Origin of the sequence: Bacillus sp. PK3_68 (genome assembly GCF_003600835.1) — a bacterium.
GTDB lineage: Bacteria > Bacillota > Bacilli > Bacillales > Domibacillaceae > Pseudobacillus.
Window position 1 is genome coordinate 2,403,681 of sequence record NZ_NQYC01000001.1, and the last position, 12,412, is coordinate 2,416,092.

The window sequence follows — 12,412 nt, forward strand, 5'->3', positions numbered from 1 at the left end:
TTTTAAATTTGCTGTTTAACATTATAACCGATTTTGTCCGGGCCAGAGCTTTGATTATTTTGTAACCATTCTCGAAATGACTAATCTTTGTATTTCTTGCGTGCCTTCATATATTTGGGTAATTTTCGCATCACGCATATAGCGTTCAACCGGATAGTCCTTCGTATAGCCATAACCACCAAAAATTTGTACTGCTTCGGTTGTAACCTTCATTGCTGTATCACCGGCCATCAGCTTTGACATCGCCGATTCTTTTCCATATGGCAAATTGTTTGATTCAAGCCAAGCAGCCTGATAAGTGAGCAAGCGGGATGCTTCGATCCCAGTGGCCATGTCAGCTAACTTAAAGGAGATGCCTTGATTCGCAGCAATCGGTTTGCCGAATTGTTTGCGCTCTTTCGCATATTCAACCGCCGCATCAAGCGCTCCCTGGGCAATGCCGACTGCCTGGGCGGCAATGCCGTTACGTCCGCCATCTAAGGTCATCATAGCAATTTTAAACCCTTCTCCTTCCGAGCCAAGGACATTCTCTTTCGGCACGCGGCAGTCTTCAAAAATAATCTCTGTTGTAGGTGACGAACGGATGCCAAGTTTCTTTTCTTTTTTGCCGACAGAAAATCCCGGAAAATCTTTTTCTATAATAAATGCTGTTGTACCACGTTGTTTCGAAGCTGGATCTGTTAAGGCAAATACAATATAGATATCGGCGATACCGCCATTTGTGATAAAGATCTTCGAGCCATTCAAAATATATTCATTGCCCTCCAGACGGGCTGTTGTTTTCATGCCGCCTGCATCAGAACCGGAGCCAGGCTCTGTTAATCCGTAGGCGCCAATCTTTTCCCCCTGGGCCATCGGCTTTAAGTATTTTTGTTTTTGCTCTTCAGTGCCGAACTTATAAACCGGCCAGCCAGCGAGTGACGTATGGGCGGACAGGGTAACACCTGTCGATGCACAAACTCTTGACAGCTCTTCTACAGCGATACAATAAGCTAAATAATCGCTCCCGATGCCACCGTACTCTTCTGGCCAGGGAATGCCCGTTAATCCGAGATCTGCCATTTTGCGGAAGAGCTCCATGTCAAAGCGCTCTTCTTCATCTCGTTCCGCTGCTGTTGGCGCGACTTCATTTTTAGCAAAATCCCGTACCATTTTGCGAATCATTTCATGTTCTTCTGTCAGTTGGAAGTTCATCTTGTTCCCCGCCTTTATTTGATTAACTGTTTGCTGATAACGATCTTTTGAATCTCGCTCGTACCTTCATAAATTTCTGTTACTTTTGCATCTCTGAAGAACCGTTCCACGGCATATTCTTTCGTATAACCATAGCCGCCGTGTACTTGAACAGCTTCGATTGCTACATCAACGGCTGTCTTTGATGCATACAGTTTTGCCATTGAAGCCTCTTTGCCACAGGCAAGCCCTTGTGATCGCAAACCGGCTGCACGGTAAACGAGCAATTTTGCTGCTTCCACACTTGTTGCCATGTCAGCAATTTTAAAGGCAAGCCCTTGTTGAGCGGCGATCGGTTTTCCAAACTGCTTGCGCTCTTTCGCATATTGTGTAGCTTCCTGCAGCGCTGCTTCGGCAATCCCCAATGCCTGGGCAGCAATGCCGATACGACCGGCATCCAGATTTGCCATTGCAATTTTAAATCCTTCACCCTCTTTTCCAAGCAGCTGCTCGTGCGGCACTTTCATATCTTCAAAGGTTAACTGCACGGTGCGAGAGCCATAAAGGCCCATTTTATGCTCATCTTTGCCGATGATCAGTCCCGGTGTATTTTTTTCCACTATAAAGGCTGAAATGCCCTTGGAACCTTCTGCCGGATTGGTTGAAGCAAAGACGATATATGTATCTGCTTCTCCCCCGTTTGTGATAAATACTTTTGAACCGTTTATCGTATAATAATCCCCTTGTTTGACTGCTTTTGTTTTTAAATTGGCTGCATCCGACCCAGCTCCTGGTTCGGTCAGGCAAAAGGCCCCTAAATACTCTCCGGTCGCCAGCTTCGGTACATATTTACGCTTTTGCTCTTCTGTGCCAAAATACAGAATTGGATTGGTGCCGACAGATGTGTGAACGGATAAGATAACCCCGACTGTAGCACTGACTTTTGACAGCTCATTTATCGCAATAATATAAGAAATAAAGTCCATCCCACTGCCATCATACTCCTCAGGAATTGTAATTCCCATTAAGCCCAGCTCAGCCATTTTCTTAATCAATTCACGAGGAAACTCCCCCTTCTCCATGCGTTCCACAAACGGTGCGATTTCACTTTCTGCAAAATCCCTTACCATTTTCCTCATCATCTGCTGCTCTTCTGAAAATCGCAATTCCATATTTTTTCCTCCTGTTGTTTAAGGTTAGGCGCTTTAGTCGTATGTGTAGAAGCCGCGACCGGTCTTTTTACCGAGCCAACCGGCTTTCACATATTTGCGAAGCAATGGGCAAGGACGATACTTATCATCGCCGAAGCCATCATGAAGCGTTTCCATAATGTATAAGCATGTATCAAGGCCAATGAAGTCAGCCAGCGTTAGCGGTCCCATCGGGTGATTCATACCGAGCTTCATCACTTCATCAATCGCTTCTTTTGTTGCTACTCCCTCATACAATGTATAAATTGCTTCATTAATCATCGGCATCAGTACCCGATTTGCTACAAAACCAGGAAAGTCATTGACCTCAACCGGCACCTTGGAAAGGGTTTTTGTTATATCCTCAATTGCTTGATACACTTCATCTGCTGTTGCTAGACCGCGGATAATTTCAACAAGTTTCATCACAGGTACAGGATTCATGAAATGCATGCCGATCACTTTTTCTGGACGATTTGTAGCAGCCGCAATTTCTGTAATCGGAAGCGAGGAAGTATTGGTTGCTAAAATTGTATGCGCCGGCGCAATTTTATCTAATTGGGAGAAGATTTTACACTTTATGTCCATGTTTTCTACCGCTGCTTCAATAACAAGGTCTACCTCATTCGCATCCTGCAAGTCTGTTGATGTAGAAATCCTCCCGATTATTTCGGCTTTTTCTTCACTTGTCATGCGCTCTTTTTGTACTTGACGAGAGAGATTTTTCTCAATGACTCCTATCCCGCGTTCAATAAATTCAGTTTTCAAATCATTTAAAAGCACTTCATAACCAGCCTGGGCACAAACCTGGGCGATACCCGATCCCATTTGTCCAGCTCCAATAACCATTAGCTTTTTTACTTCCATAATTTCCCCTCCCATTGTTTAATTTGTGCGCAAATATGCCCTTTTGTCAGTACCATTTGGAATGGATAAGCGCTGGCTTAAAAATGGTGCACACCTTCTACAAGGATCCAAGAACCACGCCTCTTGAAATTTCCCCAATCCCCTATCGTGCTGAATGAGCGCCTTTCGCTTTTCTTTTGTCCAGCTGCAGGCGCTAACACGTACGCTGATTTCGCTCTCTCTATCGAAGTCTGAAAGACGACTTCTCGTCGAGAGCTCCAATCCGCTAGCGTGCTGGGCTAGCGCCTTTCGCTTTTCTTTTGTCCAGCTGCAGGCGCTAACACGTACGCTGATTTCGCTCTCTCTGTCGAAGTCTGAAAAACGACTTCTCGTCGAGAGCTCCAATCCGCTAGCGTGCTGAGCTAGCGCCTTTCGCTTTTCTTTACACTTCAATCATGATGGCGTCGCCTTGGCCGCTTCCGCTGCAAATAGCCGCAATTCCAATGCCGCCGCCTCTTCTTCTCAATTCATAAGCAAGGGTCAGAATAATTCTCGCTCCACTTGCCCCGATTGGATGACCAAGGGCGATGGCTCCGCCGTTTACGTTCACTTTCTCAGGGTCAAGATCAGCAATTTTACCACTTGCAAGTGCAACGGCAGCAAAAGCTTCATTGACTTCAAATAAATCAATGTCCTGGAGGGACTTTCCTGTCTTTTTTAGAATTTCATTAATGACAAGCCCTGGAGTTTGCGGAAACTTGCTCGCTTCTACGGCTACTTCCGCATGACCGATCACTGTGGCAAGGGGCTGTTTCCCTTCTTTTGCAGCCCGCTCGTCACTCATTAGGACGAGTGCCCCAGCTCCATCGTTAATTCCTGGCGCATTGCCCGCTGTGATCGTTCCATCTTTACCAAACGCCGGGCGCAGCTTTGCCAATACCTCTTTATTGGTATCTTTGCGGGGAGCTTCGTCTTGCTCTACTTTGACAGGGTCTCCTTTTCTCTGTGGCACTTCAACTGCGACAATCTCTTCTGACAAGCGGCCATTTTCAATAGCAGCTATTGCTCGTTCATGACTGCGACCCGCCCATTCATCCTGCTCTTCTCTCGACAGACCAAATTCTTCAGCTGTTTGATTTCCATAATTCCCCATATGGACCCCCGTAAAGCTGCAGGATAATCCGTCATGAATCATCAAATCAACCATCGGCGCATCTCCCATCCGCATTCCCCATCGGCCTTTAGGAAGCGCATAAGGAGCATTAGACATGGATTCCATGCCGCCCGCAACAATGACCTCTTCATCGCCTGCTCGGATGATTTGATCGGCCATCGTGACGCTTCGCAAGCCAGATGCACACACTTTATTAATGGTTTCTGTTTTCACTTCCCAAGGAATCCCTGCTTCCCTAGCTGCCTGTCTAGAAGGAATCTGTCCCTGTCCTGCCTGAAGAACGTTCCCAAAAATCACTTCATCCACTTGATCAGGGCTTACCCCTGCGCGTCTTAAAGCCTCTTTAATCGCTATTCCCCCAAGCTGTGAAGCCGATAATGTGCTTAGTCCCCCACCAAATTTTCCAAAAGGCGTACGAGCCCCATCGATAATTACTGTTTTTGCCATGATTATTTCCCCCTTCACCCATTTTAAAGAAAACGCTTTCACCACTTTGACTGAACGCTCGCTCGAAAATTCCCCATAAGAAAAGGGACATTTTTCCCTTTTATACTCTTATATTCTTTTATTTTAAAGAAAATAAATTAAAAATCAAACGAAAATAATGAACATTCAAAAAACAAAGGAGCGAGAGAGGAATTCCTCTCTGCTCTATTATTTTTCCTCTTGTGTATCAGCAGCTGTTTCAGCGACGACTGCTTTACGCTGCTCTTCAGCCTGCTCTTCTTCCGGAAGTTCCTCCACTTTTTGTGGGCCGATAACAGCTTTCTCTAGCAATTCGGCTACATCATAAGTGGCGACAGTTTCTTCCACTTCCTTCGCTTTTGTGCCGTCGGAGAGCATCGTCAGGCAGTAAGGGCAGCCGGAGCTAATGACAGATGGGCTGACTGCCAGCGCCTGCTCCGTGCGTGCTACGTTAATGCGATGGCCAGTATCTTCCTCCATCCACATCAGTCCGCCGCCTGCTCCGCAGCACATACCGTCCTGCCGGTTGCGGGCCATCTCTACCAGTTTTACACCTGGTATCGCCTTTAAAATTTCCCGCGGCGGGTCATAGACGTCATTGTAGCGGCCCAAATAACAAGAGTCATGGAAGGTAATTGTCTCATTGACCGGATGCTGCGGCTTCAGGCGCCCTTCTTTCACAAGCTGCGCAAGCAGTTCTGTATGATGATATACCTCTGCTTTGAAGCCCATCGCCGGATATTCATTTTTGAAAATATTGTACGCGTGCGGATCAATCGTGATAATTTTCTCTACACCGTTTTTCTCGAACTCAGCTATATTCGCTGCCGCCAACTCCTGAAATAAAAATTCATTGCCCAGACGGCGCGGCGTATCGCCAGAATTCTTTTCTTTGTTCCCAAGGATCGCAAACTTTACCCCAGCCTCGTTTAACAAACGAGCAAACGAAAGAGCGATTTTCTGGCTGCGGTTGTCAAATGCGCCCATTGAGCCGACCCATAACAAGTATTCAAAGTCCTCTCCTGCTTTTTTCATCTCTTTCACTGTTGGCACATGGACATCGTCGCGTAGCTCACGCCAGTTTTCTTTTTCCTTTCGATTGAGTCCCCAAGGGTTCCCCTGACGTTCAATGCTTTGCATTGCCCGCTGGGCTTCCGGGTCCATTTTTCCTTCGGTTAAAACAAGATAGCGGCGCAGATCAATAATTTTATCGACGTGCTCATTCATAACCGGACACTGGTCTTCACAGTTGCGGCACGTCGTACATGCCCAAATCTCCTCTTCGGTAATCACATCGCCAATCAGGCTGGGGTGATACATAGCAGCTGCTGCTTCTGCCCCACCAGCCAGCGCCAGCTGGTTCCCTTGTGTGTTGGCAAAAGCAAATGCCGGCACCCATGGCTGTTTCGATGTCACGGCTGCCCCTGTGTTCGTTAAATGGTCGCGCAGCTTGACAATTAGGTCCATCGGCGAAAGCATCTTCCCGGTACCGGTAGCCGGACACATATTCGTACAGCGCCCACATTCCACACAAGCGTAAAAATCAATCATTTGCAGCTGATTAAAGTCCTGAATCTTTCCGACACCAAAGGTTTCTTGCGTTTCATCCTCAAAGTCAATTGGCTTTAATGTCCCCGGACGATCCAGGCGATGAAAATACGTATTGACTGGCCCGAAAATTAAATGAGCGTGTTTGGATTGTGGCACATATACAAGGAAGGTGAGCAAAACAAGTAAATGCACCCACCAGGAGACATAGAAAAAAGCAATGGCCACCTTGGTGCTGATTCCTGAAAAGACTACAGCAATAGTAGAAGCGACTGGTTCGATCCACGTCCAGTGAACATCTGCTCCTTCATGCCAGATGAGATCCAAGCCGTTTCCAATTAAGACAGACAGCATTAAGAGTCCGATAAAAATCAGAACGAGGCCATTTTTCCAGCCGCGCTTTAAGCGAACAAGCTTCTCTACATAACGGCGGTAAAACGCCCATACGACGGCTACAAGAATCATTAAGGTCACTAGTTCCTGAAAAAACTTAAACCCTCCATACAGCGGGCCAAGCGGCAGATGTGCCCCTGGGACAATACCCTTGATAATAAAGTCAATGGCACCAAGCTGCACGAGCAAAAACCCGTAAAAGAACATGACATGAATGGCACCGCTTTTTTTGTCTTTCAGCAACTTTTTCTGCCCGAACACGAATACCCAAATTTTCTCCAATCGCTTCTTCACATCGTTGTCAAATGCTTGTTTTTTGCCCAACTTCATGTATTCATAACGAGTTTTTAATAAATAAACGAATAAATACACCCCGTAAGCGATTACAAAAATAGTTGCAATTAAGTTGATCCATAGCAGTCCGTTCATAACCCCTTCCCACTCCTTTCTAAAGTAGCTGCTTCTTACCCCTTTGCAAAAACAGTATTACTATTCAGAATGTTTATACCTTTATTATATTATGAATGAGCATTCAGTCAACCTCTAATTAAAATATTTTTTACGCAATTCCTATGAGAGTCTTTTTTTCTTTTTGGGAAGCATAGAAGTAATGCTGCTTTCTTTAAGGAGGAAAAAGATTCATGAGGATACTTTTCTGGCTCGCTCTCTTCGCTTCATGGCTTGGGCTGGATCTTTATTTCGGCCAAAAAAACGCAGAAAGGCAATCTTTCCAGCGAACGTACCCAAAGAGAAGGGGATCGATTGATTTTATCTGCAGCGGCCCTGAGTTTTTTCAGCAATTTTTTTTCGATATAAAAAATGCTCGTAAACGTGTGTACTGCCTTTTTTATATTGTAAAAGACGATAGTGTTACACGAGAGTTTTTTCACCTATTGAAAGAGAAGGCAAGCAGCGGCATAGAGGTATATCTACTCATGGATTGGCATGGGAGTTTAAAAGTAAAAAGACGCCATCTGGATGATTTAAAACAGGCCGGCGTACAAGTGAGCTTTTTTGGTAAACCCCGGCTTCCTTATTTCTTTTTTACTCTTCAGCAGCGGAATCACCGAAAAATCACCGTCATTGATAGTACAGTTGCCTATCTTGGCGGCTTTAACGTCGGTCGCGAATATATAAATAAAAGCAAAAACCCGCAGCTTTCTCCATGGCGGGATTACCATTTACGCTTAACAGGTCGCAGTGTTATTGATTTAGAAGCAGAGTTCATTGCTGATTGGAACCAGGAGAATCGTCCTCATCTTCGGCAAGTGGAGACAGATTTGGAAAGCGAAAGCGGAGTGGAACATGTTATTTTCCCTTCTGGAAACGGAAATCTTCAAGAAAAATTAATCAATCTCATCCAGCACACCCAGCACTCTATTTTTATTGGAACGCCTTACTTTATTCCAACGAAGCCTATCTTTGATGAGCTCCTCCGCGCACTGGAGCGTGGTGTCTGTGTTACGGTTCTGATCCCCGGTAATGAAGATCATCCGCTTGTAAAAGAAGCTGCCTGGCCATTTTTAAGAGAGCTGCTGCTTTTTCCAAATGCCCATATTCAATCATTTACAAACGGGTTTTACCACGCGAAAATTATTATTTTCGATGATAAGGTATGTGATCTTGGCACAGCAAACTTTGATGCCCGTAGCCAGATCATCAACTTTGAGTGTAACTGTTTTATTTACAGTGAGGCATTCATTCATCAAATTCGTCCTTTTCTTGAGGAAGATCTAAAAAACAGCCGACCGCTTGCGATAAAAGATTTGTACCCTTTCACTTTTAGCGAAAAGGTGAAAACAAAAGCTGCCCATTTATTGAAGGATTTTTTGTAATAGAAGAAAGCTTGCCCTGCAGTTTGCAGGGCAAGCTTTTTCTTTACATTTTTTCAGGTGCGGATACGCCAATAAGCTGCAGAGCATTTTTTAATGTAATCTGCACAGCTTTTACTAAAGCAAGGCGAGCTTCAGATAATTGTTTATTATTTGGATCTAACACTTTTTCCGCATTATAGAAGCTATGGAACGCAGCGGATAGTTCTTGAATATAGTTAGCAATGCGGTGCGGGATACGCTTCTCAGCAGCTTCCGCCACCACTTGCGGAAAATCGCCGACTTTCTTTAGCAAGTCGATCTCTTTCTCAGCACCGATGAGTGACAAGTCTGCTTCTTTGTTAACTGTGATCTCCTGTTCTTCTCCCTGGCGCAAAATACTGCTAATACGGGCATGTGCGTACTGTGCATAGTAGACAGGATTCTCATTTGACTCAGATACAGCCAGATCGAGGTCAAAGTCCATATGTGTGTCACCGCTTCTCATAGCAAAGAAATAGCGAACAGCATCTAATCCAACCTCTTCAACAAGCTCCCGCATCGTTACTGCTTTTCCGGTCCGTTTGCTCATTTTCATTTTCTCGCCGTTTTTGTATAAATGAACAAGTTGAATAACCTCAACTTCTAAATTATCCGGATTATAGCCAAGTGCTTCTACCGCTGCTTTCATTCGTGGAATGTAGCCGTGGTGATCGGCTCCCCAAATATTGATTACTTTTTGGTAGCCGCGCTCAAATTTGTCTCTATGATATGCAATGTCTGGCGTTAAATAGGTGTAGGTGCCATCATTTTTCACTAAAACGCGATCTTTGTCATCCCCGAATGCCGTTGAGCGGAACCAAACCGCCCCATCCTCTTCATAAATATGGCCTTTTTCACGTAAGGCAGCAAGCGCTTCATCAATCTTTCCATTTTTGTAAAGGGAAGTTTCCGAATACCAAACATCGAATGGAACACGAAAATTCTCCAGGTCAGTTTTTAGCTTTTCCATTTCATACTTCAGGCCATATTCCCTGAATGCCTCATATCGCTCTTTCTCCGTCATTGCAGCGAACTTATCACCAAACTCATCAGCTAACTTTTTTCCGATGCCAACGATGTCCTGACCGTGGTAACCGTCCTCCGGCATTTCCTTATCTTGGCCGAGCGCCTGGAAATAGCGGGCTTCAACAGATAAAGCCAAATTGTTGATTTGGTTGCCAGCATCGTTAATGTAATATTCTCTGGTAACGTTGTAACCGGCTTTTTCAAGCACGTTGCACAAGGAATCGCCGACAGCGGCTCCCCTGGCATGACCAAGATGCAAATCTCCCGTTGGGTTGGCAGATACAAACTCCACTTGAACCTTTTCATTGTGACCAGCGTCTGTTTTCCCATAATCCCCGCCTTCTTTTAATACAACTGGAATCAGGTCGGTTAAATACGCGTTGTTCATATAAAAGTTAATAAAGCCAGGACCAGCAATTTCAATTTTTTCAATGGAGGCTTTTGAGAGATCAAAGTGAGCAATAATCTCTTCTGCAATGACACGCGGAGCTTTCTTCGCCACGCGAGCCAGCTGCATCGCCATGTTCGTTGAATAGTCACCGTGTGCCTTTTCCTTTGGCGTTTCTAATACTACAACGGGAATTTCTTCTTCCTGAGCTAAACCGGCCTTCAACACTGCCGCCTTTACTTCCTCCTTTAACTCCTCCTGTACCTTCTCTGCTACGTTCATTTCTATGATACCTCCTCAATATTCTTCGATGCTTTAAAGAATGGGAAATGCCCCTTGTTATGTTCCTCCTATGAAACGTTTCTCTATGTACTTTTAAACGTAAGATCCAGTGTATAACTGCCCACTGCTATTCCCTGCATAAGCAAATGGTAGTCAAGCCGGAGCGCTCCTTCAAGTTGCGATTCTTTGTATGTATGGCTGTGCGACAGCTTGTTTGTTCGAGTTGACATAGCCAATGTGCCTTGAGGACTCTCGTATGAACCATTCATTTGTTCCTTCTCGTTAAACGGCAGTCTCATCTTGATAGCACCGCTGCGTAAAATAACAGCGCCTTTGTCAGAAAACTTCACAATCGTTTGAATCGTGCCCTCTTCTTGAATTTCATTATACTTCAAAAAAAAGGACCCATTCTTTTCCTGAAATTCCCCGGAGAGCATAAATTTAAAAACTTCCTTCTCTCCCTCATGTTCAATGCTTGTTGTTAAATGGATATCGACAGGAACAGATGCTTGCGGATTCTGTGCCAAGCTGTTCACATCCTTTTAAAAATTCTTCCTTATAACTTATTAAGTATAAAAATGTTTATTTAAAAATGCAATGGACATCGTTGAAATTTCGCTGAATGCATGATTAAAGAGGGATCACTTGTGGTACATCAATAGAAAAAGGGATTGGAGTTGTTGAACGATGGAAGAGGTAAAAAGAATATACTATGTAGATCCTGCCAGTAAAGAAGTGTTGCCCACCGCTGCAAGTGAAGGCAATTTCAGAATAGAAGCCACTGATCAGGAGGCCGCTTTTATCAAGCGTGTCTTTGAAGAAGAATATGGAGCTGAGATTGAAACCTTTGTCCGCGCTCATGTTCCTTATCTCGATTATTCTTACAAAGAAAAAAATGATAAGTATGACCGGGCGCTTATCGCCATTTACGGTTTGATTTATAAATTTGGCGACGAGCAAGCCCGACGCCATATTGATGAGATGGGCATTTTAGATGAATACCGCCTCAATGATAGAAAAGACTTTTAATTATATTTCCCAAAAGAATTAAGCACCCGGCAATCTCGTATGCCGGGTGCTATTTTAGAAGGCTAACCAATCGGCCTCCCCTGATTGAGTACAACGTCTCATTCTATTCTCTCTAACCGAACGGCTCTTACTTTGCCTTGTTCACTAAGCCCCAGCCAAGCAGCATTTCACGAATTAGCTTAGCGGCAGTATTGGCCGTTTGTTCGGAAGGATCGTAGATTGGAGCTACTTCTACAAGGTCACCGCCAACAACGTTCACTTCGGAATGGGCAATTGCATGGATAGCCGCCAGCAATTCCTTGGAAGTAATTCCTCCTGCGTCCACCGTTCCAGTTCCCGGAGCATGAGCTGGATCAAGAACGTCAATATCAATTGTGACATATACCGGCCGGCCAGCAAGCTTCGGCAAAATTTCTTTCAGCGGCTCAAGTACTTCAAATTTAGAGATATGCATCCCATTTTTCTTCGCCCATTGAAACTCTTCTTTCATTCCGGAACGAATACCGAAGGAGTAAACATTTTCAGGATGAATCAATTCAGCAATCTTTCTGATTGGCGTAGAGTGGGAAAGCGGTTCGCCTTCATACTCTGTACGGAGATCTGTATGGGCGTCCATATGAATAATTGCCAGATTAGGATATTTTTTTGCGACAGCCTTCATGACCGGCCAGGAAACAAGGTGCTCGCCGCCCATGCCAAGCGGAAATTTTCCGTCTGCTAATAGACTGTCAATGTAGTTCTCGATTAAATCCAGACTTTTTGCTGCATTGCCAAAAGGCAGCGGAATATCCCCCGCATCAAAATAATTAACCTCCGCCAGTTCGCGATCCAGATAAGGACTGTACTCCTCCAAGCCAATTGATACTTCACGAATACGCCCCGGGCCAAAACGGGAACCTGGACGGTAGCTGACTGTCCAGTCCATTGGCATGCCGTATAAGACTACCCGGCTGTTCTTATATTCCTGCTGGGCACCAATAAAGATGTTGCCCGAATACGCTTCATCAAAACGCATAACTTTCCCACCTCTTTTATCAAAATAGCC

General features: G+C 44.9%; 10 protein-coding genes. 2 read left to right on the forward strand and 8 right to left on the reverse strand.

Annotation, left to right across the window (positions count from 1 at the left end):
* Nucleotides 1-54 precede the first annotated feature (54 nt).
* The 5 genes from CJ483_RS12270 to CJ483_RS12295 all read right to left on the reverse strand — a co-directional run bounded on the left by CJ483_RS12270 (nt 55) and on the right by CJ483_RS12295 (nt 7,218).
* A complete protein-coding gene (locus CJ483_RS12270; protein WP_120035341.1) occupies nt 55-1,194 on the reverse strand; it encodes an acyl-CoA dehydrogenase in 1,140 nt (379 codons plus the stop codon).
* Nucleotides 1,195-1,208: 14 nt separating this feature from the next.
* Entirely contained in the window at nt 1,209-2,345 is a 1,137-nt protein-coding gene (locus CJ483_RS12275; RefSeq protein WP_120035344.1) for an acyl-CoA dehydrogenase, read from the reverse strand.
* Nucleotides 2,346-2,378: 33 nt separating this feature from the next.
* Nucleotides 2,379-3,230: a 3-hydroxybutyryl-CoA dehydrogenase gene (locus CJ483_RS12280; protein ID WP_120035346.1), complete on the reverse strand. Its 852-nt coding sequence runs from the start codon at nt 3,228-3,230 to the stop codon at nt 2,379-2,381.
* A 421-nt stretch (nt 3,231-3,651) separates the two neighbouring features.
* The gene (locus tag CJ483_RS12290) at nt 3,652-4,830 is read right to left on the reverse strand and encodes an acetyl-CoA C-acetyltransferase (protein ID WP_120035350.1); all 1,179 of its coding nucleotides are present in this window, start codon (nt 4,828-4,830) and stop codon (nt 3,652-3,654) included.
* A gap of 207 nt (nt 4,831-5,037) precedes the next feature.
* Nucleotides 5,038-7,218 carry a (Fe-S)-binding protein gene (locus tag CJ483_RS12295; protein WP_120035352.1) on the reverse strand — a complete coding sequence of 727 codons (2,181 nt, stop codon included), beginning with the start codon at nt 7,216-7,218 and terminating at the stop codon, nt 5,038-5,040.
* A 212-nt stretch (nt 7,219-7,430) separates the two neighbouring features.
* Between CJ483_RS12295 and CJ483_RS12300 the strand changes: the two genes are divergently transcribed.
* On the forward strand, nt 7,431-8,624 hold the full coding sequence (locus CJ483_RS12300; RefSeq protein WP_120035354.1) for a phospholipase D-like domain-containing protein: 1,194 nt from the start codon (nt 7,431-7,433) through the stop codon (nt 8,622-8,624).
* A 43-nt stretch (nt 8,625-8,667) separates the two neighbouring features.
* On the opposite strand, the gene argS is transcribed toward CJ483_RS12300, so the two are convergent.
* Both argS and CJ483_RS12310 read right to left on the reverse strand, forming a co-directional pair.
* Complete coding sequence (gene argS / locus CJ483_RS12305; protein WP_120035356.1) at nt 8,668-10,338, reverse strand: arginine--tRNA ligase; 1,671 nt, start codon at nt 10,336-10,338, stop codon at nt 8,668-8,670.
* An 83-nt stretch (nt 10,339-10,421) separates the two neighbouring features.
* A complete protein-coding gene (locus CJ483_RS12310) occupies nt 10,422-10,865 on the reverse strand; it encodes a YwiB family protein (RefSeq protein WP_259455635.1) in 444 nt (147 codons plus the stop codon).
* Between the two features lie 160 nt (nt 10,866-11,025).
* Here CJ483_RS12310 and CJ483_RS12315 point away from each other — a divergent pair, with 160 nt between their 5' ends.
* On the forward strand, nt 11,026-11,367 hold the full coding sequence (locus tag CJ483_RS12315; protein ID WP_120035360.1) for a hydrolase: 342 nt from the start codon (nt 11,026-11,028) through the stop codon (nt 11,365-11,367).
* Between the two features lie 127 nt (nt 11,368-11,494).
* Here CJ483_RS12315 and speB read toward each other — a convergent pair whose 3' ends face one another.
* The gene (gene speB, locus CJ483_RS12320) at nt 11,495-12,382 is read right to left on the reverse strand and encodes an agmatinase (RefSeq protein WP_120035362.1); all 888 of its coding nucleotides are present in this window, start codon (nt 12,380-12,382) and stop codon (nt 11,495-11,497) included.
* Between the last annotated feature and the right edge of the window lie 30 nt (nt 12,383-12,412).

Excerpts from the sequence above, each read along its gene's own strand:
- CJ483_RS12270 (WP_120035341.1), bottom strand. The coding sequence starts at position 1,194 with ATGAACTTCCAACTGACAGAAGAACATGAAATGATTCGCAAAATGGTA.
- CJ483_RS12275 (WP_120035344.1), bottom strand. The coding sequence starts at position 2,345 with ATGGAATTGCGATTTTCAGAAGAGCAGCAGATGATGAGGAAAATGGTA.
- CJ483_RS12280 (WP_120035346.1), bottom strand. The coding sequence starts at position 3,230 with ATGGAAGTAAAAAAGCTAATGGTTATTGGAGCTGGACAAATGGGATCG.
- CJ483_RS12290 (WP_120035350.1), bottom strand. The coding sequence starts at position 4,830 with ATGGCAAAAACAGTAATTATCGATGGGGCTCGTACGCCTTTTGGAAAA.
- CJ483_RS12295 (WP_120035352.1), bottom strand. The coding sequence starts at position 7,218 with ATGAACGGACTGCTATGGATCAACTTAATTGCAACTATTTTTGTAATC.
- CJ483_RS12300 (WP_120035354.1), top strand. The coding sequence starts at position 7,431 with ATGAGGATACTTTTCTGGCTCGCTCTCTTCGCTTCATGGCTTGGGCTG.
- argS (WP_120035356.1), bottom strand. The coding sequence starts at position 10,338 with ATGAACGTAGCAGAGAAGGTACAGGAGGAGTTAAAGGAGGAAGTAAAG.
- CJ483_RS12315 (WP_120035360.1), top strand. The coding sequence starts at position 11,026 with ATGGAAGAGGTAAAAAGAATATACTATGTAGATCCTGCCAGTAAAGAA.
- speB (WP_120035362.1), bottom strand. The coding sequence starts at position 12,382 with ATGCGTTTTGATGAAGCGTATTCGGGCAACATCTTTATTGGTGCCCAG.